This is a genomic window from Derxia lacustris, from assembly GCF_002105195.1.
Classification (GTDB): Bacteria; Pseudomonadota; Gammaproteobacteria; order Burkholderiales; family Burkholderiaceae_E; genus Derxia; species Derxia lacustris.
In genome coordinates this window covers 194745-218156 of the sequence record NZ_MUHU01000050.1, presented here as the reverse complement: position 1 = coordinate 218156, position 23412 = coordinate 194745, and the positions used below count along the sequence as shown (strand labels likewise).

The 23412-nt window shown below is 69.8% G+C and carries 14 protein-coding genes; 7 read left to right on the top strand and 7 right to left on the bottom strand.

Annotated features, from left to right (window positions below; translation table 11 throughout):
* Together B9P64_RS22590 and B9P64_RS22585 are read left to right on the top strand one after the other, a co-directional pair.
* Window positions 1-858 (top strand): coiled-coil domain-containing protein (locus B9P64_RS22590; protein WP_085318318.1); only part of this gene is annotated, 858 nt, incomplete at its 5' end.
* Between the two features lie 118 nt (window positions 859-976).
* Window positions 977-1768 (top strand): class I SAM-dependent methyltransferase, encoded by a 792-nt coding sequence (locus tag B9P64_RS22585; RefSeq protein WP_085318317.1) that lies wholly within the window; start codon window positions 977-979, stop codon window positions 1766-1768.
* Between the two features lie 265 nt (window positions 1769-2033).
* On the opposite strand, the gene B9P64_RS24755 is transcribed toward B9P64_RS22585, so the two are convergent.
* Window positions 2034-2561 (bottom strand): hypothetical protein, encoded by a 528-nt coding sequence (locus B9P64_RS24755; protein WP_139826478.1) that lies wholly within the window; start codon window positions 2559-2561, stop codon window positions 2034-2036.
* A gap of 130 nt (window positions 2562-2691) precedes the next feature.
* Entirely contained in the window at window positions 2692-3477 is a 786-nt protein-coding gene (locus B9P64_RS24750) for a hypothetical protein (protein ID WP_139826477.1), read from the bottom strand.
* Window positions 3478-3613: 136 nt separating this feature from the next.
* On the opposite strand from B9P64_RS24750, the gene B9P64_RS25910 reads away from it, so the two are divergent.
* Window positions 3614-3760: a hypothetical protein gene (locus B9P64_RS25910; protein ID WP_176256935.1), complete on the top strand. Its 147-nt coding sequence runs from the start codon at window positions 3614-3616 to the stop codon at window positions 3758-3760.
* 142 nt (window positions 3761-3902) lie between these two features.
* Here the strand turns inward: B9P64_RS25910 and B9P64_RS22580 are convergent, their stop codons facing one another.
* Window positions 3903-6554, bottom strand: coding sequence for a cation-translocating P-type ATPase (locus tag B9P64_RS22580; protein WP_085318316.1), 2652 nt, complete (start codon window positions 6552-6554; stop codon window positions 3903-3905).
* 68 nt (window positions 6555-6622) lie between these two features.
* On the bottom strand, window positions 6623-7933 hold the full coding sequence (rmuC, locus tag B9P64_RS22575) for a DNA recombination protein RmuC (RefSeq protein ID WP_085318315.1): 1311 nt from the start codon (window positions 7931-7933) through the stop codon (window positions 6623-6625).
* Between the two features lie 233 nt (window positions 7934-8166).
* Between rmuC and B9P64_RS22570 the strand changes: the two genes are divergently transcribed.
* Window positions 8167-8895 (top strand): glutathione S-transferase, encoded by a 729-nt coding sequence (locus B9P64_RS22570; RefSeq protein ID WP_085318314.1) that lies wholly within the window; start codon window positions 8167-8169, stop codon window positions 8893-8895.
* Here B9P64_RS22570 and B9P64_RS22565 read toward each other — a convergent pair.
* A complete protein-coding gene (locus tag B9P64_RS22565) occupies window positions 8874-10769 on the bottom strand; it encodes an AI-2E family transporter (protein ID WP_085318313.1) in 1896 nt (631 codons plus the stop codon). The genes B9P64_RS22570 and B9P64_RS22565 overlap by 22 nt on opposite strands.
* A gap of 99 nt (window positions 10770-10868) precedes the next feature.
* Here B9P64_RS22565 and B9P64_RS22560 point away from each other — a divergent pair, with 99 nt between their 5' ends.
* Complete coding sequence (locus tag B9P64_RS22560) at window positions 10869-11228, top strand: hypothetical protein (RefSeq protein ID WP_085318312.1); 360 nt, start codon at window positions 10869-10871, stop codon at window positions 11226-11228.
* A gap of 21 nt (window positions 11229-11249) precedes the next feature.
* Here B9P64_RS22560 and B9P64_RS22555 read toward each other — a convergent pair whose 3' ends face one another.
* Complete coding sequence (locus B9P64_RS22555) at window positions 11250-13820, bottom strand: ABC transporter permease (protein WP_139826476.1); 2571 nt, start codon at window positions 13818-13820, stop codon at window positions 11250-11252.
* Between the two features lie 169 nt (window positions 13821-13989).
* On the opposite strand from B9P64_RS22555, the gene B9P64_RS22550 reads away from it, so the two are divergent.
* Window positions 13990-14415, top strand: coding sequence for a hypothetical protein (locus B9P64_RS22550; RefSeq protein ID WP_139826475.1), 426 nt, complete (start codon window positions 13990-13992; stop codon window positions 14413-14415).
* A 10-nt stretch (window positions 14416-14425) separates the two neighbouring features.
* Here B9P64_RS22550 and B9P64_RS22545 read toward each other — a convergent pair whose 3' ends face one another.
* Window positions 14426-14731: a PsiF family protein gene (locus B9P64_RS22545; protein ID WP_085318309.1), complete on the bottom strand. Its 306-nt coding sequence runs from the start codon at window positions 14729-14731 to the stop codon at window positions 14426-14428.
* Window positions 14732-15240: 509 nt separating this feature from the next.
* On the opposite strand from B9P64_RS22545, the gene B9P64_RS22540 reads away from it, so the two are divergent.
* Window positions 15241-23115, top strand: a complete 7875-nt coding sequence (locus B9P64_RS22540) for a type I secretion C-terminal target domain-containing protein (protein WP_085318308.1) — start codon at window positions 15241-15243, stop codon at window positions 23113-23115.
* Window positions 23116-23412: the final 297 nt, after the last annotated feature.

The window sequence follows — 23412 nt, the reverse complement described above, 5'->3', positions numbered from 1 at the left end:
TGGAAGGACGAGCAGGCGCGCGGCGCGGCGCTGGCGCCGTCCCTGCCCGATGGCGTGACCCAGGCGGCGCTGGCCATGTGGCAAAGCGCGCTCGATCAGGGCCGCGCGGCCTTCGACGAAGACCGCGCCGCATTTGCGCAGGCGCTGGAACAGGCCCAGGCCGACAGCGCCGCCGCCCAGGCGCGCGCCGACGCCATGCAGACCGAGCTGGCCGAACTGCGCCGCGCCCTCGCCGACCGCGACGGCCAGATCGCGCTGCTGCGCGCCGACCTCGCGGCCGAGCGCGAGGCGCATGGCGCCAGCCGCGCGCGCGCCGACACCCGGCTGGCCGCCGAGGAAGCCCGCCGGCTCGACGCCGAAGCCAAGACCGCCGCCGAACGCACCGAGCTGACGGACGCGCTCGCCGCCGAACGCAGCCGCCACGCCGAAGCGCTGGCCGCGCTCGACCGCGACCATGCCGCGCGCGAAACCGCCTTCCGCGAGGAATTCGCGCGCGCCACCGAACGACTGGAGGGCGTGCAGAAGCACGTACTGCTGCAACTCAACGAAGCGCGCGAGGCCGCCCGGCGCGCCGAAGCCGACACCCGCGATGCGCGCGAAGACCGCGAGCGCGCCGCCGAACGCCAGCGCGCCGAACTCGCGGCGCTGCAAACCCGGCTCGATGCGCTGACCGCGCGGCTCGAAGCGCAATCCGGCCTGCTCGCGGCCCAGACCGAGCGCGCCGTCGCCGCCGAAGCCCGCGCCGACGATTTGCGCGACCGGCTTCAGGCTGCGCTGCGCCGGCCCGGCGCCGGCAGCTCGGCCGCCCGGCCCGCCGCCGCCAGCCGGGTGCGCAGCCTGCGACCGGCGCGCGGCTGACCGGGCCCGGCGAGCGCGATAGCCGGCCAGAAACACCGACACGCAGCGGCAGGCACGGCAACTGCTGCATGGCCCGGTTGCAGCATCGCAACCGACATTTCCGACACCGGCCCCAACCATGTCCACGCCCAGCCTTGCCCGTCATTACGAACAGCTCGCGCTCGACCGCTCGGTGCGCGAAGGCCGCGCGGTCGCCGAGGCGCTCAACTTCAATCTGGGCGATTCGCTGCTCGATCTGGGCTGCGGCACCGGCCTGCTGTCCGACATCCTGGCGCGCATGGTCGGCATGAACGGCGATGTGCTCGGCCTCGATCCGATGGCTCTGCGCATCTCGATGGCGCAGCAGATTTCACGCCGCAACCTGCGCTTCCAGGTCGGCTCCCCGACCGATCTGCGGCGTTTTCCGGCCGGCTGCTTCCACGCCATCGTGTTCAACGGCGGGCTGCACAAGCTGGCCGAAAAAGCCGGGCCGCTGGCCGAGCTGCGCCGCATCCTCAAGCCGGGCGGGCGGCTGGGCATCGTCACGCCGAGCGCCGATCGGCCGCATCCGGTCGACGAGATCAAGCGCGTGGTGTTCGCGCGCGCGCCCTTCGCGGCCCACCCGCTGCCTGCCGAGGCCGAGGAATTTCCGGTCAATCAGGCCCAGCTGGCGGCGCTGCTCGATGGCGCCGGCTTTGCCAGCTACACCATCGATGCGCTGGCCGAGCCGTCGGTATTCGCCAGCGCCGATGCGGCCATCGAATCAGCCCAGGCGCGCAGCTGGGGCCGCTTCCTCGACCATCTGCCGGCGCATCTGCGGTTTCTGGCGCGCGAGGAGATTCGGCAGGGGCTGGAGCGGCTGCGCATGCATGACGGAATCCGGCATGACGGGATTACGTTGCAGGCGGTGGCGGTGGCTCCGGGGGATTGAAAGTTAATTGCGAGTGAAATTCTTGCGCCGAAAAATCAATTTATCGCACTTTATCGGTCATTGCGAACGAGAGTGAGTTTGAAAAGCGCATAGCGATTGACTGGGCAACGGAAGAATAAGAGCGTTGGCAGCAAATAGAGCGATCATAAGCGCTGGGAAATTATAGAAGCTTCTCGATAGACGCAACCTCCGAAGCTTCTTTCGAATTTCACTGATATTTTTTGCTCAAGCGACGTGGTAATTTGGGTGAATGCAGAATAGGGGTTTAGGCTTCACTTGCGAAATGGGAGTCGTTATCTTCATGATTGACGAGTTGAATGCCGGCTCTAGAAAGACGCTCTGAATCAATTCGCGACCGATTAAGTTTGTTCAGCCTAGTAGTCTCGTCTTTGGTGAGAAGTGCGAGCTGGAAATGAGTTCGCACGAAGTCCAGAAACTCTGGGTCAGTTACACCACTCTCAATCTTTTCAATAGCAAGTCGAGTTAATGCTCGATGTGGATTAACATGTTCAATCAAGACCTTCTGTCCTGACTCATGAGCAACTAGCGCATCCTCTGAGAACGGTGCATATTTCAACGTGCAAAGATTTTGGATGTGGGACAGTTCCGGATAGCACAGCCGCAACCCAAGGATGTTCAGGATTCGCTCGGCGCTATGGATCGCGCCGCCGTTATCGGTGAATCCGCCAGCGATCATCCGGGCCCGTAACTCGGCGGCGAGTCTGAACATCTCAACTAATTTGATTGGTTCGTACTTCTTCGCGTGAAGCGCGGATTTGGACTTGGGCTGCATCTGCGCGGGAGGGGTCTGTTTGTGAGGCCTAATGTTCGACATGAGCGATGGCTTTTAGCTAGCTTAGCCAGTTCAAAGCCGCCTACTCGATGTGGGGTCAAGCGTCACTGATGGTCTTGCTCGTAGCATTTTACGAAAGACGCGCTAAGTCTGGCGCGAGGGCAAGAGCAATTTGAACTCGCGTCGCTATGAACACACGAGAACTCTTACTTACATGGCATTCAATGCCGATGCCTACCAGCTGTGGCGTCGATGCCTCCTTACTAACAGTGTCAATGTTCAAGCGCCACACTCCGCCGCCACTCATGCCTTGAGGCTTGGGAATACGAAACGACTTGCCATTCAGGTCGGTGAGTGGGCTTGCAGGGAATGCCAAAGCGAAGTGGCACTCATGGGTTTTGTCGCGAAGTTTGGTTATCTTGAGCGATTCAATATGCCCCGTGATCAAGTGTGTCGCCAGTGCAGGGGGGGACATGCAGGTCGTTGTGACCTTGTTTTGAGCGAAAGGATAACCAGCAAGTAGGTAGTGCACGCCCGGTGTTTTTGGCCTAGTTGTAGACACGGAACTGATATCGGAGAACCAGTAGTTGTCTTTGAGGGTTGCGGCGTCAGATCTTGAAAGGGCAATCAAGGCAACATCTGTATCTGGTGTCTTGCCAGCCAAGTAGTTCCACGCAACGCGCCGGTGGGTAAGTGAAACAGGTGTCATATCTGCCCACGTAAATAATGGAACCGGCTGGCACCTCTTGTCGAAGCAGACGTGGGCGGCTGTTAGCAGGAACGCATCTTCACCAACCAAGAATGGCACCGATGATCCAATAAGAAAGGGCTTGCCCGCAATATCGAATGAATAGAGGGGGCAGACTCGCTTATGAAATGTATCGGAGATTGCGGCCAGCGGAGTAATGACGGTCATACGCAAACGATAGATAATGTCTAATGAAGGAAAGGAACTTCTCAGCCCTGAAGCTGGGCACAGAAGCCGCTAAATGGCACTACCTACCGTCATGAGATTCTCATAGTTATCGCGTGCCCTTTCAAAAGGGGAATCGATGAAAGTTTTGCAAGTTGGTATCGATCTTGCCGAGCAAATTTTGGCATTTCATGCTGCCGATAAATCTGGGGCGACGATTACGGCGGGATCGAAGGTCAGCAGGAAAAAACGGCTCGGTATCATCGGCGCTTTTAATTGGATGTAATTGGTATGGACACTTGCTCTAGCACGCATTTCTGGGCGTGGCAATTTGAGCAGTTTGGCGATACGGCCCGATGATTGCCATCAGATTTGGCATGTTGTCGGCGCCATGCGTACAGCCCACACGAATCGCCTTCCCTCGGCAGTCATAACCGCCGCTTCTCAATCTCCACCATCCCCCAGCACAACATCGCAAACCCCGCCATCGCGCCCCACTCCGCCAGCCCCAGCGGCGCTGTGCCGAAAATGCGGTTGAACCACGGCAAATAAGTCATCGCCGCCTGCAATCCCAGCATTGCCAGCACGCCGCGCATTACCCAGGCATTGCCGCGCCCGCCCGCGCGGCAATTGAAGAGATAAGCCGTTTCGACCAGCACAAACACGTTCATCGCAATCGTCCGCGCCTCGTCGACCGGGCGGCCAAGCCGCAGCGCCAACTCAAAGCCGCCAAACGCCCCGACCAGCAGCAGCACGCTCACGAACAGCGTGCGCCACAGCAGCCGGCCGTCGAGCAGCGCGCTGCCGGGCTTGCGCGGCGGCCGCAGCATCAGCCCCGGCGCGGCCGGCTCGAAGGCCAGCGTCATGCCGAGCAGCACGGCGGTGGTCATGTTGATCCACAGCACTTGCAGCGGCGTGATCGGCAGCTGCGTGCCGCCGACGATGGCGGCCAGGATCACCAGCCCCTCGCCCATGTTGGTCGGCACGGTCCAGAGGATGAAGCGCACCAGGTTGTCGTAGACCGACCGGCCCTCCTCCACCGCCGCCTCGATGGTGGCGAAGTTGTCGTCGGTGAGGACCATGGCCGCCGCTTCCTTGGCCACCTCGGTGCCGCCGCAGCCCATGGCGATGCCGATGTCGGCCTGGCGCAGTGCCGGCGCGTCGTTGACGCCGTCGCCGGTCATGGCCACGACTTCGCCGCGCGCCTGGAGCGCTTCGACCAGCCGCAGCTTCTGCTCGGGCTCGACGCGCGCGAACACGCGGGTGTGGGCGGCGGCGTCGCCGAGCGCGTACTTGTCGAGCCGCGCGAGGTCGCGGCCGGTGAGCGCGCCGGCATGCTCGTCATCGACGATGCCGAGCTGGCGCGCGATGGCGAGCGCGGTGCCGGGGTGGTCGCCGGTAATCATCTTCACGTCGATGCCGGCGGCATGGCAGGCGGCGACGGCGGCGCGGGCGCTGGCACGCGGCGGATCGATCATGCCGACGAGGCCCAGAAACACGAGGTCGCGTTCGAGCGCGGCGTCGGCGAGCGGCGCGGCGTCGGCCTCGGGCCAGGCGCGCTGTGCAAAGGCCAGCACGCGCAGGCCGTCGCCGGTCATGCGCGCGGCGGCAAGCTGGATCGCGTCGTGGGCGGCGGCGTCGAGCGGCACGGCGCTGCCGTCGGCGGCCAGTTGGCGCGCGCAGGCCGGCAGCAGTTTTTCGAGCGCGCCCTTGGCCAGCAGCTGCGGCGCGTCTTCCAGACGATGCAGCGTCGCCATCGATTGGCGCGCCGAGTCGAACGGCAGCTCGTCCCGGCGCGGATGGGCGTGGCGCAGCTCGGCGTCGTCGAGCCCGGCCTTGCGCGCCAGCACCAGCAGTGCGGCTTCGGTCGGGTCGCCGACCACGCACCAGCGCTCATCCTCGCGCCGCAGCCGCGCGTCGTTGCACAGCACGCCGGCCAGCAGCAGCCGGTGCAGCGCCGGGTTGGCGGCGCCGGTCAGTTCGCCTTCGGGTGCATAGCCCTGGCCGGTCACGCTGCGCTGGCTGCCGGCCACCAGCAGCGCACGCACGGTCATGGCGTTTTCGGTCAGCGTGCCGGTCTTGTCGGTGCAGATGACCGTGGTGCTGCCCAGCGTTTCCACCGCCGGCAGCCGCCGCACGATGGCGCGGCGCCGGGCCATGCGCGCCACGCCGATGGCCAGCGTGACCGTAACCGCCGCCGGCAGCCCTTCGGGGATGGCGCCGACCGCCAGCGCCACTGCCGCGATGAACATGTCGACCGCCCGCTCGCCGCGCGCAATGCCGACGGCAAACGTGAGCACCGTGAGCCCGACGATGGCGAGCAGCAGCTTGTGCGTGAAGGCGGCGATCTGGCGCGTGAGCGGCGTGGCCAGATCGGGGGCGCCGGCGATCAGCGCCGACAGCCGGCCGGCTTCGGTCGCGTCGCCGGTGGCGACCACCACGCCGCTGCCCTGGCCGCCGACCACCAGGCAGCCGGCGTAGGCCATGTTGCGGCGCTCGGCCAGCGGCGTGTCGGCGGCCAGCGGCGCGCAATGCTTGCCGACGGGCGCCGATTCGCCGGTGAGCGCGGCTTCGGCGGCGCGCAGCTCGCGGCCATGCAGCAGGCGCAGATCGGCCGGCACCTTGTCGCCGGCGGCCAGCAGCACGATGTCGCCCGGCACCAGCCCTGCCGAATCGAGCCGGCAGCGCGCGCCATCGCGCAGCACCGTCGCCTCGGCCGAGACCGCGCGCGCCAGCGCTGCCAGCGCCGCCTCGGCCTTGCCTTCCTGCAGGAAGCCGACCGCCGCATTGACCGCGACCACGCCCAGGATCACGCCGGCATCGACCCATTCGCCGAGCCAGCCGGTGACCACGCCGGCCGCGATCAGCACCAGCACCAGCGGCGACAGCAGTTGCGCCAGCAGCCGGCGCCAGGCCGGCGTGCCGGGCGCAGCCGTGGGCGTGTTGGGGCCGTGCTGGGCCAACCGGCTTGCGGCCTCGGCGCTGCTCAGACCGGTGGCCGGATCGACTTGCAGCCGGGCGGTGGCGGCGGGCGGTGCGTCGGCATGCCAGTCGCGGGCGGGCGGGATTGAAGGCTTCATGAAAACGATGATGCTGCCGGCGCAAGGCAGCCGTGCTGATGCGTCGCAAGCGGTTGCGCGCGCCCTGCCTACTCCGGCAGGCCCGGCGCAGCGGCGCCGTCGACCGGCACCGCCTGCACCTCGCGCAGATTGCGTTCGATGGCGCGGGTGCGCACCTCGGCCGCATCCATGGTGTTGAGCACCGTCTGCAACTGCGATTTGCTGCGCGCCAGCACATCGCCGAACTTGCCGAACTCGGTCTTGACCGTGCCGAGCAGCGCCCATACCTCGCTCGACCGGCGCTCGATGGCCAGGGTGCGAAAGCCCATCTGCAAGGCATTGAGCATGGCCGCCAGCGTGGTCGGCCCGGCCACGGTGATGCGGTGCTTGCGCTGCAACTCCTCGGCCAGACCGGGCCGGCGCAGGCATTCGGCGTAGAGGCCTTCGGTCGGCAGAAACAGGATCGCGAAGTCGGTGGTGGCGGGCGGCGCCAGATATTTGTCGGCGATCGAGCGCGCCTCCCCCCGCAGCCGGTTTTCCAGCGCCTTGGCCGCGATCTCGGCCGCCGCCGGATCGGCCGCGTCCTGCGCCGCCAGCAGCCGCTCGTAATCCTCGACCGGAAACTTGGCGTCGATCGGCAGCCAGACCGGCGCCTCGCCGCGCCCGGGCAGCCTGAGCGCGAACTCGACCACGTCGCGTGAGCCGGGCTTGGTGCAGACGTTGCGCGCGAACTGCTCCGGCGCCAGCAGATCGTCGAGCAGCGCGCCGAGCTGCACCTCGCCGACATTGCCGCGCGTCTTCACATTGCCGAGCACGCGCTTGAGGTCGCCCACGCCCTGGGCCAGCGTCTGCATCTCGCCCAGGCCCTGATGCACCCGCTCCAGCCGCTCACTCACCTGACGGAAGGCTTCGCCGAGCCGCTCCTGGAGCGTGGCGTTGAGTTTCTCGTCGACGGTCTGGCGCATTTCATCGAGCCGGCGGCCGTTGTCGGCCTGGAGCTGGCCGACCTTGCGTTCAAGCGTCTCGGTCATCTCGCGCAGGCGGGCGTGCTGCTGTTCGCCCAGGTCGCGCAGCCGGGTCTGCTGCTGCTCGGCCAGTACGCCGAGCTGGGCGTTGACCAGCTGCTGCAACTGCGCGATGCGCTGGCCCAGCTCATTGCGCTGCTGGCCGGCGCTGCTGGCGACCGCGTCGCGCAGTTCGCGCTCGGTGCGTTCCAGCCCGCGCCCGATCAGTTCAAGCCGGCCGGCGAGCTGGCTGGCGCGCTGCTCGGCCGCCGCCTCCGACGCGGCCAGCGCCGCGAGCGCGGCCGGCCCGCCGCCGGCGCGGCGCAACAGCAGCGCCAGCGCGATCAGCACGGCAAGCAACAGGACGAGGACGGCGGCGAGCAGGAAATCGGTCATGGCAGGGCTGCGAGTGAAAGGGCTGCGCCCGGCAAGTCCGGGCCGGCCAGACTCTAGCCGCCCGCAGCCGCCCGGCCGCGCGCCTGGCCGTCCGCTGCCCGTTGCCGCACGCGCGCCGCGAACCCGCCGATTGCCGCGTTAAGCGGGCGCAATTCATGACAACGCCGCGCGCCCCGGCCGGCCATGCTGGCGGGCGGAGACCGAACGATCACAAGCTACCAAGAGGAGAAGACATGGCACTCGAACTGTTCTACTGGCCCGGCGTGCAGGGCCGCGGCGAATTCGTGCGGCTTGCGCTGGAGGAAGCCGGCGTCGAATACATCGAGATGGGCGCCGGCAACGAGACCCAGGGCCGCGGCGTGCCGTCCATCACCCACTGGCTCGATGGCGCCGAAGTGGAGCGGCCGCCGTTCGCGCCGCCCTTCCTGCGCGTCGGCGACCGGGTGATCGGCCAGAGCGCGCTGATCCTGATGTGGATCGGCGAGCACTACGGCCTCGCGCCCAAGGACGAGCCGAGCCGGCTCTGGACCCATCAGGTGCAGCTCACCATCGCCGACGCGGTGGTCGAGGCGCATGAAAGCCATCACCCGGTCTCGGCCGGCCTGTATTCCGAGGACCAGCGCGCCGAGGCCCAGCGCCGCGCCATCGATTTCCGCGAGGCGCGCATCCCCAAGTTCCTGCGCTGGTTCGAGACGCTGATGGCGCGCAATCCGGCCGGCCCGCAATTCCTGATCGGCGACGCGCTGACCTATGCCGATCTGTCGCTGTTCCAGCTGGTCGAGGGGCTGAGCTTCGCCTATCCCAAGGCCACGGCGCGCGCCCTGGCCGAATGCCCGAAGGTGGTCGCGCTGCATGCGGCGGTCGCCGCCCGGCCGCGCATCAAGGCCTATCTGGAGAGCGGCCGGCGGATCGCGTTCAGCGAGGGCGGCATCTTCCGCCACTACCCCGAGCTGGATGCCTGAGCGCCGGCGCGCGTATCGAGCACGAAGGCGACCGCCTCCGAGAACGAATGCAGCACCAGATCCACGCTGCCGGCGGCGGCGCTCTCGTCGGCCGGGCTGGCGTCGAGCGTCGGCCGCACCGTCACCAGCAGTGCCCGCGGCAGTTCCTGCCGCAGCGCCCGGCAGGTCTGTTGCCAGTCGTCGAGCCGGTCCGGCTGCGGCCAGGTGAGAAAGACGGTCGAAACCAGATTGCCGCTGTCGGTTTCGGGCGTCTCGCCGCGCCGGTCGAGCGCCACGCTGCGCGCATCGACGCCGGCGCTGCGCAGCGACCAGACCAGCAGCTCGGTCAGCAGCTCGTCGCGCTCCGCTGAAAAACCGGCGCAGATCACCACCGAGCCGGCCGGCACATCGAGCGAGCCCTGCCAGCGGCCAAGCCGCTCCTCGCGCATGCGGCGCAGATGGGCGCCGATGCTGGCATCGATGAAGGACACCGTCGCGCGCCGGCGCCAGAACCCGCCGCCGGTCGGCAGCTCGCCGAGCGTAGCCGCCAGCTGGGTGATGGTGGCGCGCAGCTGCTCGCGCTGCGGCGCGCCGATGCGCCCGGCGCCGTAATCGGCCGCCGCCAGCGCCACTCCGGGCAGCAGGACGTGGTCGCAATACTTGGCGATGCTGCCGCGCCGCAGATAGAGACAGGCGTCGCGCAGGATGGCGTCGGTATCGCGCACCAGCAGCCGCTGGTAAAAGCGCTGGCCCTGGCTGCTGCCCGGCGTGTCGCCGAGCAGGATGGCGATCGGCGCCAGCGCCCGCACATGCCGCCCCGCCACCACCAGACAGAGCGTGAGCGGCGTGGACAGCAGCAGCCCGACCGGTCCCCAGAGCGCGCCCCAGAACAGCGCCGCCACGATCACCGCCAGCGGCGTGAGGCCGCTGCTGTGGCCATAGACCTGCGGCTCGATCACATGCGCCAGCAGCAGTTCCAGCAGCAGCAGCACCGCGACGCTCGCGAACATCAGTGCCCAGCCCGGCGCGACCGCCCCGGTGAACAGCGCCACCAGCCCGCCGGCGACCAGGATGCCGACATAGGGCACGAAGCGCAGCAGCCCGCCGAGCGCCGCCCACAGCACCGCATGCGGCACGCCGAGCAGCCACAGCGCCAGCCCCAGCACCACCGCAAAGCAGAAATTGACGACGAACTGCGTCGCAAAGAAGCGCGACACGCCTTCCGCCGCATTGGCCAGCGCTTGCACGGTGCTGGCCAGTTCGGCTTCGCCGGTCAGACGCAGGATGCGGTCGCGCAGCGATTCATGTTCGAGCGACATGAACACGGTCAGCACCAGCACGATGCCGGCCATGCCGAGCGGCCCCGACAGCGCCGCCAGCAGCCGCGACAAGGCTTCGCTGGGCGTCGGACGCGGCTCGCGGATCTGGACCGGCACCGGCTGCTGCGTCTGCCCCGGCGCCGGCGCGCCGGTCAGGCCGGGCGCGCGCGCCGCCTCCGTGCCGGCGCCGGCACCCGACGGAGCCAGCCGGATCAGATCGGCCTCCCAGCGCTCGAACGGGCGCACAGTGGTCTCGCGCACCTGCTCGATCTTGATGCGGATGCCCTCCCGATAGCCGGGCAGATCGGCGACCACCGCCGCCACCTGCACCGCCAGCGCAATGCCGGCCCAGGCCAGCACCGCGCCGGCCAGCAGCACCGACACCAGCGTCGCCGGCGTATGCCCCAGGCCCAGCCGCCGCACCCGCCGGATCAGCGGCGACAGCACCAGACTGAGCACCGCCGCCAGCGCCAGCGGCTGCAACACCTCGCGCCCGAAATGCAGCAAGGCGATCAGGCAGGAACCGGTGAGCAGCCAGTGCGGCGGCAGGAGTTGCGGCAGGGCGGGAGTGCGCATTGGGATCGGAAGCGGGCGGCGGTGGAAGCGCGCAAGGGTAGTCGGGGTTCAGACTGGATGGTGCCCGCCTCCTTCCTTCTCTCCCGCCCGAGACCGCCCATGACGTCCGCCCCGACCCGCCTTGCCGCCTCCGATCTGGCGATAGCCCTGACCGGCTGGCTGACCGCCCTCCCCGCCGCCGATGCTCAGTACCTGCGACTCGAAGCCACGCTCTGCCAGACGCTCGGGCCAACCGGGGAAGTCATGCGCATGCCGGTCGCGCTGCTGCCTTGCGAACGCTTCGACGCCGTCGCGCTCAGTCGGCAGTTGGTCGAAGCGATCAAGTTGCAGGCGCAGACCCAGGCCTGGCCGATGCCGGCGGAGCTGGAATTTCGCGTCGACGCATTCACCGAAGTGACGGGCGGCGCGCGGCTTTCATTTACTGCCAGCGCGAGCTGGTGTGGCTATTTGCTGGGTTGACCGGGCGCTGCCAAGCCAGCGTCAGCCGCGCAAGCTCTCCAGCGGCGGCCGGTTGAGCACCCCGCGCATCAACCACGCCCCGGCCGCCAGCGCCAGCCCGGCGCCAAGCGCCACGCCGATCGCCACCGCGCCGGCCTGAAACCGCGTGTCGAGGTCGAACACCTCGCGCCCCAGCACCGCCGCCATGCCGGCGGCCGCCAGCGCCGCCAGCAGCCCGGCCAGTCCGCCGGTCAGCAGCAGTTCCAGCGCCTGCGCCCGACCGAGCTGGCTGCGCGTCGCGCCCAGCGCGCGCAGCAATCCCGCCTCGGTCATGCGCGCATCGAGCGTGCTGGCGATGGCGACCTGAAGCACCAGCAGCCCGGCGATCACGGTGAAGGCGAACAGGAACTGCACCGCCGCGATCAGCTGGTCGACCATCGCCGCGATCTGGCGCACCACGGCGCCGGTATCGATCAGCGTGATGTTGGGGAACTCGGCCACCAGCCGCGGCCCGATGTCGCGGTCGGCCGGCATCTGGAACGCGGCGATGTAGCTGCGCGGCATGTCGTCGAGCTGCGGCGCCCGAAACATCACGAAGAAGTTCACCCGCATCGAGTTCCAGTCCAGCTTGCGCACCGAGCCGATGCGCCCTTCGGCGATCTGCCCGCCGATGTCGAAGCGCAGCGTGTTGCCGAGCTTGAGGCCGAGCGTCTTCATGAGCCCGGCCTCGACCGAGATTTCGGTCGTGCCGGGTTTGGCCCAGGCCCCCTCGCTGATGACGTTGTTTTTGGGTGGGTCATTGCGCGAGCTTAGGTTGAACTCACGGTCGAGCAGCCGGCGGGCACGGTCGTCGGGCCAGTCGTCGAGCTTGACCGGCTTGCCGTCGATGGCGACCAGCCGGCCGCGGATCATCGGTTGCAGCTCCTGCGCCGGCAGGCCGTTGCGCAGCAGCGCGGCGTTGAAGGCCTCGGTCTGCTCGGGCTGGAGATTGATGACGAAGCGGTTGGGCGCATCGGCCGGCACGGTGCGGCGCCAGCTGTCGACCAGATCGCTGCGGGTGATGCCGAGCAGCAGCAGCGCAAACAGGCCGAGCGCCAGCGCGGTGATCTGCACCACGGTCGGCCCGGGCCGGCGCGCCATGCCCAGCAGCGCAAAGCGCCAGGCCACCCGCCCCGGCGCCAGCCGCGCGCCAACCGCAGCCGCGCCGCGCAGCGCCAGCCAGCTCAGCCCGGCAAACAGCGCCAGCGCCACCGCCAGTCCGCCGGCCACCATCAGCCCCAGCTTGAGGCCGCCGGCAAACCACACCATCAGCGCCGCATAGGCGGCAGCGCCGAGCGCCAGCGTGAGCAGCACCGGCGCCTGCGGCACGGCGAGTTCGCGCCGCAACGCGCGCAGCGGGCTCACCTCGCCGAGCCGCAGCAGCGCAGGCAGCGCAAAGCCGGCGAGCAGCACCGCGCCGGCCGCCAGCGCCCGCAGCGCCGGCCAGACCGAGGGCTGGGGCAGCGCCACGCTGACCAGCGGCAGCACGCTTTCGATCAGCAGCAGATGCGCCGCATAGCCGAGCGCCACGCCGGCCAGGCCGGCCAGCAGCCCGACCAGCGCGAACTCGACCAGCATGGCGCCGAGCACCAGCGGCCGGGTCGCGCCCAGGCAGCGCAGCACCGCGACCGTGTCGATGCGGCGCTCGACAAAGCGGCGCGCGCCGAGCGCCATCGCGATGCTGGCCAGCACCGCGCCCGACAGCGCCGCCAGCCCCAGATAGCGCTGGGCCCGGTCCATGCCCACATTGGCCGCGCCACCGCCCTCGCCGGCCGCGCTGTCGCCGCCGACTGCCGCGATGGCGTTGAGGTTCTCGCCACGCGCGAGCTGCGGCCGGGCGGCATCGGCCCAATCGCGCACCCGGGCGGCATCGCCGGCCACCAGCAGCCGATAGCCGACCCGCGCGCCGGGCTGGACCAGCTCGGTCGCCGGCAGGTCCTCGATGCGCATCAGCACGCGCGGCGCGAGCATGCCGAAGCCGGCGCCACGGTCGGGTTCGAGCAGCAGCAGGCCGGCCACCAGCAGCCGGCGTTCGCCAAGCGTGATGCGGTCGCCCGGCCGCACATCGAGCGCGCTGGCCACCTGCGGATCGATCCAGACGCTGCCCGGCGCCGGCACGCTGGCGGCCGGGCCGACCAGATCGCGCGTCTGCAGGCTGCCGCGCAGCGGATAGCCGCCCGACACCGCCTTGAGCGAGATGAGCAGGCTGCGCGGATCAATCGCCGGGTTGTCGTCATGCGCCAGCGCCATCGACGGAAATTGCGCCACATCGACCGTGGCCAGTCCGGCGGCGCGCGCCGCCTGGGCCAGCGCGGGTGGTGGCGGATGGTCGGCCGACAGCACCGCATCGCCGCCAAGCAGCTGGGCCGCCTGCGTCTCCAGCGCCAGCCGGATGCGGTCGGCGGCAAAGCCCACGCAGGCCAGCGCCGCCACAGCGATCAGCACCGCGAAGGCCAGCGCGCGCAACTCACCGCTGCGCCAGTCGCGCCAGCTGTCGCGCAGGCCCAGTCGCAGCCAGCCGGGCGCGCGGTGTGAATGAGGGGACGGGAGTCGGGCAGGCAGGATCGCGGTCATGGGCCGGGCGGAAAGGGAGCGGATGTTGCGGCGCGGCGCGCCGGCTCGCGAGGGTAGAGCCAAGCCGCGGTTTGCGGTTCCGCCGCGCGCTTTCCCGCGTGGGTCGGCGCGTAACCGCATGCGACAGTCGCGGCCATCGGCGCCGGGTGCGCCAGACCTGCGGGCTGCCATGACTGCCAATGTTTCTTCCCCCGTCGTGCCGCATCGGCAGCGCTTTGTTGCGGCGGCGCTGGCATTTGCCGGCGCGCCGTTCGGGGCGCATCGCTGGTATCTGGGGGCGCGCGGCGGCTGGCTCTATCCGCTCGCGCTGCTGGCCGGGCTGGCGCTGTTTGCGGCCGTGGGCAGTGCGCGCCATGCCTGGCTCGCGGTGCTGGCGCTGCTGCCGGTGTGGATTGCCTGGTGCGAAAGCCTGGCCATCTGCGTGACGCCCGATGCGCGCTGGGATGCGCGCTGGAATGCGGCCTCGGGACAGCGCAGCCGCAATGGCTGGAACTGCGTGTTCCTGGCGATGGCGGTGCTGCTGCTGGGCACCGGGCTGCTGCTCACCGCGATCATCGCGGCGGCCCAGCTCTGGTACGAGGTGGCGCCGCGCTGAGCCGCGCGCCTCAGCCAGCCTTGAGGCAGCTCGACATGAAGTCCTTGCGCGGCTGACCGCTGAGCTGCTTGGCGGCGGCGTCCTTGTTGCAGGCGGTCATGCGTTCCTGTGGCGTCCTGGGCGCGGCGGCGACTGCCGTCTTGCCGCTGGCGCAATCCGACATGAAGGCCTTGCGCGCATCGCCGGCCAGCGACTTGCTGCTGGCTTCCTTGCTGCACGCGCCAAAGCGCTGCTGCTGCGAGGTGGGCGGCTTGTCGGCGGCCTGGGCGCTGCCGAGCAGGAGCGCAAGCACGGCGAAGGCGAAGCGGAAGTTCATGGCGGCATTCCTCTGTGATCGGTGATTTCCTGCCGCAGTCGCAACGCAAGCAGGTGGACTGACCGGGAAATGCTGGCACACGCCGCCGGCGCTCGCCCCTGGCCGGGCCAGCCGGTCGTTGCCGCGCGACGAACGCAGACCTGCCCTCTTCCTGGATACCGCTTCGCCTTGCGCAGTTGCAGTCGCGTGCGCGAAAGCACGGCCTTTGACTGGCCTGAATCGGATTTGTGAGCTTAGGCTAGTGCTCGAATCGGCCCCGAAACGCGTACCGGACGCAGCGCCTGAGCGGTCCCGCACTCAGCCGAGGCAAGTGACATCTGCCGCATCTGCTGCAAAACAGACCTCACTCGTTCGAATGAACGTGCCAGCTGCCCTCAAATAAACCGAAGACCCGCCGTTAGCCTGTCTGAAAGGGCGAACTGCGTCTAACTCCAGCCAATCTGAGCCTATTTGCTGTGAGTCCGCACTCTTCCCTACTCCTCTCTAGAAGAAACAGGTAGCGGACGGTCATGACGACTCTTAATGGCAGCGCGCAATCCGACTCACTCGCCGGCGGCAGCGACAACGACTGGCTGTCCGGCGCCGCCGGCGCCGACAGCCTCGACGGCGGCAGCGGCGCCGATACGCTGATGGGCGACGCCGGCGACGACCGGCTCTGGGCTGGCGTGACCGGCGTGAGCTTTGGCAGCACGCGCAGCGCCGTGACCTACACGGTGCTCGGCAGCGACACGCTTGGCGACTACCTGGCCGGCGGCGACGGCAGCGACACCCTGATCGGCGGCGACGGCGCCGACACGCTCGACGGCGGCAGCGGCCAGCTGGTGGCCTTCGGCAACGGCGGCGCCGACGTGATCGTGGCCGAGGGCAGCGCGCATTACATCGACGCGGGCGCCGGCAACGACACCGTCGACGTGGGCGGCTCGTCGACCGTGATCGGCGGTGCCGGCAACGACCGCATCTATGTGCATGACGACGGCAACACGGTCGACGGCGGCGCCGGCGTCGACGTGATCGACCTGGAGCAGTCGGCCGGCCTGAGCGGCACCGGCACCATCACTCTCGGCACGGGTGCCGACACCATCGAGCTGTCGCTGCGCTCGCGCGAGGCCGGCCGGGCGGCGGCGCGCATCACCGATTTCAGCTCGGCCGACGGCGACCGCATCGACCTCACCTCGGTGCTGGGCCGGCTGCATGAACTGGGCTACGACTACGGCAATCCCTTCACTTCGGGCTGGATGCGGCTGGCGGCCTGGGGCACCGGCACGCTGGTGCAGGTGGACCTGAACGGCCCCGGCGACGGCGGCCAATGGCTGACCATCGCCCAGCTCGACAACATCGCGCCGAGCGCACTGACCAAGAGCCGCTTCGTCTTCACGCTGGACCAGAACGGCGACACCACCGCGCGCAGCCTGACCGGCACGACCGGCGCCGAGACCCTGACCGGCGCCGACGGCAACGACAGCCTGGTCGCGCTGGCCGGCAACGATCTGCTCGACGGCGCGTTTGGCGGCGCCGACACGCTGGCCGGCGGCGACGGCGACGACACGCTGTTCGGCTTTGCCGGCAACGATTCGCTCGACGGCGGCGCCGATGCCGATGTGCTGCTCGGCGGCAGCGGCAACGACACGCTGCTCGGCGGCGACGGCGACGATGCGGCCTTCTACGGCGGCAGCTACAAGGGCACGGACTGGGCCGTGACCGGCCTGAACGGCGAAGCCGGCCGCGACTACCTCGACGGTGGCGCCGGCAGCGACTATCTCGACGGCGGCACGGGCAACGACACGCTGATCGGCGGCGCCGGCAACGACACGCTGCACGCCGCCAACGGCGCCACCGCGACCGAAACCGATGCCGACTCGGCCAGCGGTGGCGACGGCGACGACCTGCTCGACGGCGATGCCAACGACACGCTGCGCGGCGACGCCGGCAACGACACGCTGTCGCTGCACGGCGCCGGCATTGCCGACGGCGGCGCCGACGACGACTGCATCACTGTCACCGATGCGCTCGGCACGACGGTGCTGGGCGGCAGCGGCAACGACACGCTCGCCATCGCGGGCGGCAGTGGCGCCAGCGTGGACGGCGGCGCCGGCAACGACAGCATCGTGTCGAGTGCCGACGCCAGCACGCTCGCCGGCGGCCTCGGCGACGACAGCCTGGTGCTGAGCGGCGATGCGCTGGTGGTGACCGGCGGCGATGGCGCCGATCTGATCGTGCTCGGCGACGCGGCTTCGGCCACGGTGAGCGGCGGCGCCGGCAGCGACACCGTGCGGCTGTCGCTGCGCGCCATCGAGGCCGGCCATGCGGCCAGCATCGTGACCGACTTTGCGGCCGGCGCCGGCGGCGACCGGCTCGATCTGGCGCCGGTGCTGGGCCGGCTGGCCGAGCTTGGCTTCGACAACGGCAATCCGTTCAACGAAGGCTGGCTGCGCCTGACCGGGTCGGGCGCCGACACGCTGCTGCAAGCCGACCTGAGCGGCCCCGGCGACGGCAGCCAGTGGGTCACGCTGGCGCGCCTCGCCGGCGTTGCGCCGGGCGCCTTCGACTACAGCGCCAACTTCATCCCGCCGTTCGGCAGCGCCGCCGGCCGCAGCGTGACCGGCAGCGATGGCGACGACAGCATCACCGACCTGCTGCCGACCGCCGAACTGCGCTCGACCTCGGGCAGCGACAGCATCGCCGGCCTGGGCGGCAACGATTTCCTCGACGGCGGCAGCGGCGGTGCCGACACGCTCGACGGCGGCGCCGGCGACGACACCCTGCTCGGCATGGGCGATGCCGATTCGCTGCTCGGCGGCGCCGACAACGATGCGCTGTTTGGCGGTGCCGGCAACGACACGCTGCGCGGTGGCGATGGCGACGACGCGTTCTGGTTTGGCGGCGACTACAAGGGCCGCCAGTACAACGGCGCCGGTCTCAACGGCGAGGCCGGCGACGACCTGATCGACGGCGGCGACGGCGCCGACCGGCTCGACGGCGGCAGCGGCAACGACACCCTGCTCGGCGGCGCCGGCGAGGACACGCTCTCGGTCGATCACGGCGGCCTTGGCGAATCCGATGCCGATTCGGCCAGCGGCGGCGACGGCATCGACTTCATTTCCGGCGGCGGCGGCAACGACACGCTGCGCGGCGACGCCGGCGACGACTGGATCGCTTTCGATGGCGCGGGCCAGTACGCCGGCCTGGTCGACGGCGGCGCCGACAACGACGTGATTGCGATCACGCGCGCGCTCGGCGGCACGGTGCTGGGCGGCAGCGGCAACGACAGCATCAGCCTGCTCGGCGGCAGCAGCGGCCTGCGCGTCGATGCCGGCGACGGCAACGACAGCATCGCGGCCGGCGGCAGCGCCAACGACGCCGCGACGCTGATCGGCGGCCTCGGCAACGACAGCATCGTGGCCTCGGGCGACGGGCTGGTCATCGATGCCGGCGCCGGCGCCGACACCATCGATCTGGCCGCCTGGGACAACGCCTCGGCCACGGTCACCACCGGCGCCGGCAGCGATCTGCTGCGGCTGTCGCTGCGCGCCGTCGAGGCCGGCCATGCCGCCAGCGTCATCGCCGATTTCACCGCCGGCGTCGGCGGCGACCGCATCGATCTGTCGGGCGTGCTGGGCCGGCTCGCCGAGCTGGGCTACGACTACGGCAATCCCTTCACCACCGGCTGGCTCAAGCTGGTGGCCGCGGACGGCGGCACGCTGTTGCAGGCCGATCTGGGCGGGCCGGCCGACGGCAGCCAATGGATCACGCTGGCGCTGTTCCAGAACCTCGCGCCCTCGGCCTTCAAGGCCGACAACTTCGTCGACGCGATCGCGCCGACCGGCATCACCACGCCGCGCACGCTGGCCGGCAGCGGCGACGCCGACCGCCTGCTCGGCGCCGAAGGCAGCGACAGCCTGAGCGGCCTGGGCGGCAACGATCTGCTCGACGGCGGCTTTGGCGGCGCCGACACCCTGGCCGGCGGCGACGGCGACGACAGCCTGCTCGGCTTTGGCGGCGCCGATTCGCTCGACGGCGGCGACGGCAACGACGTGCTCATCGGCGGCGCCGGCAACGACACGCTGCTCGGCGGCGCCGGCGACGACGTGGCCTGGTTCGGCGACATCTACAAGGGCGTGCAATACGCCGCCGCCGGCCTCAACGGCGATGCCGGCGACGACCTCATCGACGGCGGCAGCGGCAGCGACCAGATCGACGGCGGCACCGGCAACGACACGCTCATTGGCGGCAGCGGCGACGACCTGCTCTGGGCCAATCACGAGACCGCCGGCCTGCCCGACATCGACTCGGTCAGCGGCGGCGACGGCGCCGACCAGCTGTTTGGCGGCGGCCAGGACACGCTGCGCGGCGACGCCGGCAGCGACTGGATCGTCTACAGCGGCAGCGGCCTGAGCGGCGGCCTGATCGACGGCGGCGCCGACGACGATGCGATCAGCCTGCACGGCGCGCGCAACAGCACGGTGCTGGGCGGCGCCGGCAACGACAGCATCGCGCTCGAAGACGGCGGCGCCGCGCTCAGCGTGGACGGCGGCGACGGCAACGACAGCCTGCTGGCCGGCGCCGGCGCGCTCGACGCCAGCACGCTGATCGGCGGCCTGGGCGACGACAGCATCGTGGCCTCGGGCGCGGCGCTGGTCATCGACGCCGGCGCCGGTGCCGACACCATCGATCTGGCCGCCTGGGACAACGCCTCGGCCACGGTCACGACCGGCGCCGGCAGCGATCTGCTGCGGCTGTCGCTGCGTGCCGTCGAGGCCGGCCTCGCCGCCAGCGTCATCACCGACTTCAGCACCGGCGCCGGCGGCGACCGCATCGACCTGTCGGGCGTGCTCGGCCGGCTGGCGGAGCTGGGCTACGACTACGGCAATCCCTTCACCACCGGCTGGCTGCGGCTGGTCGCGGGCGGCAGCGGCACGCTGTTGCAGGCCGACCTCGGCGGTCCGGCCGACGGCACGCAATGGCTCACCGTGGCCGAGCTGGCCAACACCGCGCCGGGCGGCTTTGTCGCGGCCAATTTCGTCGATGCGATCGCGCCGGCCGGCGACAGCGCGGTGCGCGGCATCAACGGCAGCCTCGATGCCGACACCCTGATCGGCGGCGACAGCGGCGACTACCTCGCCGGCCTGGGCGACGACGATCTGCTCGACGGCGGCTTTGGCGGCAACGACACGCTGGCCGGCGGCGACGGCAGCGACACCCTGCTCGGCCTGGGCGGCGACGACCTGCTGATGGGCAACTACGGCGACGACGCGGTGTTTGGCGGCGCCGGCAACGACACCGTCTACGGCAGTGCCGGCGACGACACGGCCGCCTTCGAGGCCGACCGCAGCGGCCTGCACTACGCCGGCGCCGGCCTCAACGGCGATGCCGGCGACGACTATCTCGACGGCGGCGACGGCCGCGACAGCCTCAACGGCGGCAGCGGCAACGACACGCTGATCGGCGGCGCCGGCAACGACACGCTCGATGCGCTGGCCAATCCATCCAGCCTGGCCGATGCCGACAGCGCCAGCGGCGGCGACGGCGCCGACAGCCTGCTCGGCAGCGGCAACGACACGCTGCGCGGCGACAACGGCAACGACGTCATCGACTACCTCGGCGGCGCCAGCGCCGGCGGCCTGCTCGACGGCGGCGCCGACAACGACACCCTCACGCTGCATGCCGCGCTCGGCACGAGCGTGCTCGGCGGCCTCGGCGACGACAGCATCGCGGCCAGCGGCAGCGCGCTGGTCATCGACGCCGGTGCCGGCAGCGACAGCATCGATCTGGCACTCGACGGCGGCGCCAGCGCCACGGTCACCACCGGCGCCGGCAGCGACACGCTGCGGCTGTCGCTCGCCGCCTTGCAGGCCGGGCTGGCGCCGGTGACGGTCACCGACTTCACCGCCGGCACGGGCGGCGACCGGCTCGATCTGTCGGCCATCCTCAGTCAGCTGGGCCTCGCGGCCGGCAGCGATCCCTTCGCCAGCGGCCATCTGCGGCTGGCCGGCTCCGGCAGCGACACGGTGCTGGAGGTGGACGCCACTGGCGCGGCCGACGGCGCCGGCTTTGTCACGCTGGCGCTGCTGCAAGGGATTGCACCGGGCACGCTGCGCGCCGCCAATTTCGTGCAGGCGGTGCAGCCGCTGGTCGGCAATGCCGCGCTGCCCACGCTGCCCGACGACAAGACCGTCACGCTGCTGGAAGACGCCGGCGCCACGCCGCTCGGCCTGACCGCACCCGCCGACGCCGACGGCGGCACGCCGAGCGTGCGCATCGACGGCCTGCCGGCCGGCGGCAGCCTGACGCTGGCCGACGGCACGGCACTCGCGGCCGGGCAATGGATCGGCGCCGGCCAGCTCGCCGGCCTGCTGTTCACGCCCACGGCCGATGCCAACGGCAGCAGCGTGTTCAGCTACACCGTGGCCGACGATGAAGGCAGCCTGGCCACGCGCCAGGTGCATTTCGAGGTGACGCCGGTCAACGACGTGCCGGTGCTGACGCTGGCCGACAAGCTCTACTTCGACAGCGGCGATCTGCTCTTCAGCATCGATCTCGACGACGTGGCGCGCGATGTGGAAAGCGATGCCGCGCTCAACTTCAGCGTCACCGTCGACGGCGGCCAGCCGCTGCCGAGCTGGCTCGGCTATGACGCCACCACGCATGTGCTGTCGGGCATTGCGCCGGCGGGCAGCGTCGCCAGCTACCTCGTCGAGATCGGCGTGACCGATCCCGACGGCGGCACGGCCAGCGCCAGCTTCACGCTGGCCAACGGCGGCGCCCTGGTGCGCAGCGGCGGCGACGGCGCCGACACGCTTTACGGCGGCTCGTTCGACGACCGGCTCGACGGCGGTGCCGGCGCCGACCGGCTCGAAGGCCGTGCCGGCAACGATGCGCTCGCCGGCGGCAGCGGCGACGACCGGCTGTTCGGCGCCGACGGCAACGACACGCTCGACGGCGGCAGCGGCGACGACTCGCTCTATGGCGGCGCCGGCGACGACCTGTACTTCGTCGACTCGGCCGACGACGCCATCGCCGAAGTGGCCGGCGGCGGCACCGACACCGTGCGCAGCAGCGTCAGCATCAAGCTCGGCAGCTATGTGGAAAACCTGGTGCTCGACGCCGGCGCGCTCAACGGCTCGGGCAACGCGCTGGCCAACACGCTCACCGGCAACGCGGCCGACAACGTGCTGAGCGGCGACGCCGGCAACGACCTGCTGATCGGCGGCGCCGGCAACGATTCGCTCGACGGCGGCGCCGGCAGCGACACGCTCGACGGCGGCAGCGGCAACGATGTGTACACGGTCAATGCCAGCACCGATGTCGTCATCGAAGCCTCGGCCGCGCTCGACGAGATCGACACCGTGCGCTCATCCATCAGCTACACGCTCGGCGCCAATGTCGAGAACCTGCTGCTCACCGGCACCGACGCGATCAACGGCAGCGGCAATGCGCTCGACAACCGCATCACCGGCAACGCCGCCGACAACACGCTCAACGGCGGCGCCGGCGCCGACACGCTGATCGGCGGCCTCGGCAACGACATCTATTACGTCGACTCGGCCGGCGATCTGGTCAGCGAAACCTCGACCCTGACCGACGAGATCGACGTGGTGCGCGCCAGCGTCAGCTACAAGCTCACCGCCAATGTCGAGACCCTGTTCCTGACCGGCAGCGATGCGATCAACGGCACCGGCAATGCGCTCGACAACCGCATCACCGGCAATGCGGCGGCCAATGTGCTCAACGGCGGCGCCGGCAACGACACGCTCATGGGCGGCGCCGGCGCCGATACCTATGTGGTCGATTCGCTCGGCGACGTGGTCAGCGATTCGTCAACTGTGGCCGACGAGATCGACACGGTGCAGGCCTCGGTCAGCTTCAAGCTCGGCGCCAATCTGGAATGGCTGGTGCTCACCGGCAGCGCCGCCATCGACGGCAGCGGCAATGCGCTCGACAACCGCATCACCGGCAATGCGGCGGCCAATCTGCTCGATGGCGGCAGCGGCGCCGACACGCTGCTCGGCGGCCTCGGCGACGACACGCTGATCGGCGGCGCCGGCCTCGACTCGCTCGCGGGCGGCGCCGGGCTCGACGCCTTCCGCTTCACCACTGCCGCCGATGCCACGACCAATGCCGACCGCATCACCGACTTCAGCTCGGTCGACGACCGGCTCGAATTCGCGCGCAGCGCCTACTCGGCCCTGGGCTCGGTCGGCGCGCTGGATGCCGCGGCCTTCGTCGCCGGCAAGGCAGCGCTCGATGCCGGCGACCGCGTCATCTTCGACGCCGCCAGCGGCAAGCTGTTCTACGACGACGACGGCACGGGCGCGCATGCGGCGGTGCTGGTCGCCACGCTGCTCGGCGGCGCGACGGTGACGGCGGGGGACATCTTCATCGTTTGATTGCGCCAACGCGGCGATTCGATGAGGTTCGGCGGGGAATTGCGGAAGGTTTCGCGTACATTTCCGGGCACGAAACGCGAAGGGGGATGAGTCGGCAAGCGATTCATCCCCCTTCGACTTCAATTTGTGCGCAATTGCCTAACCTTTATTCGTCAGCCTGAATTCATGTCCGAATTTTTTCTCAGCGCAGTGCCTTGGATCATCGGTGCATTTCTTGCCGCCTTGTCGATTGCATTCATTGGCTACTTTCTGCTTCCCGCTCGGCGTACGTTTCGGGAACTGAGCCAGGCAATCCAG

Coding starts and splice junctions, on each gene's coding strand:
- B9P64_RS25910 (WP_176256935.1), top strand. CDS start 3,614: ATGAAAGTTTTGCAAGTTGGTATCGATCTTGCCGAGCAAATTTTGGCA.
- rmuC (WP_085318315.1), bottom strand. CDS start 7,933: ATGACCGATTTCCTGCTCGCCGCCGTCCTCGTCCTGTTGCTTGCCGTG.
- B9P64_RS22540 (WP_085318308.1), top strand. CDS start 15,241: ATGACGACTCTTAATGGCAGCGCGCAATCCGACTCACTCGCCGGCGGC.
- B9P64_RS22560 (WP_085318312.1), top strand. CDS start 10,869: ATGACGTCCGCCCCGACCCGCCTTGCCGCCTCCGATCTGGCGATAGCC.
- B9P64_RS22550 (WP_139826475.1), top strand. CDS start 13,990: ATGACTGCCAATGTTTCTTCCCCCGTCGTGCCGCATCGGCAGCGCTTT.
- B9P64_RS24755 (WP_139826478.1), bottom strand. CDS start 2,561: ATGCAGCCCAAGTCCAAATCCGCGCTTCACGCGAAGAAGTACGAACCA.
- B9P64_RS22545 (WP_085318309.1), bottom strand. CDS start 14,731: ATGAACTTCCGCTTCGCCTTCGCCGTGCTTGCGCTCCTGCTCGGCAGC.
- B9P64_RS24750 (WP_139826477.1), bottom strand. CDS start 3,477: ATGACCGTCATTACTCCGCTGGCCGCAATCTCCGATACATTTCATAAG.
- B9P64_RS22565 (WP_085318313.1), bottom strand. CDS start 10,769: ATGCGCACTCCCGCCCTGCCGCAACTCCTGCCGCCGCACTGGCTGCTC.
- B9P64_RS22585 (WP_085318317.1), top strand. CDS start 977: ATGTCCACGCCCAGCCTTGCCCGTCATTACGAACAGCTCGCGCTCGAC.
- B9P64_RS22580 (WP_085318316.1), bottom strand. CDS start 6,554: ATGAAGCCTTCAATCCCGCCCGCCCGCGACTGGCATGCCGACGCACCG.
- B9P64_RS22555 (WP_139826476.1), bottom strand. CDS start 13,820: ATGACCGCGATCCTGCCTGCCCGACTCCCGTCCCCTCATTCACACCGC.
- B9P64_RS22570 (WP_085318314.1), top strand. CDS start 8,167: ATGGCACTCGAACTGTTCTACTGGCCCGGCGTGCAGGGCCGCGGCGAA.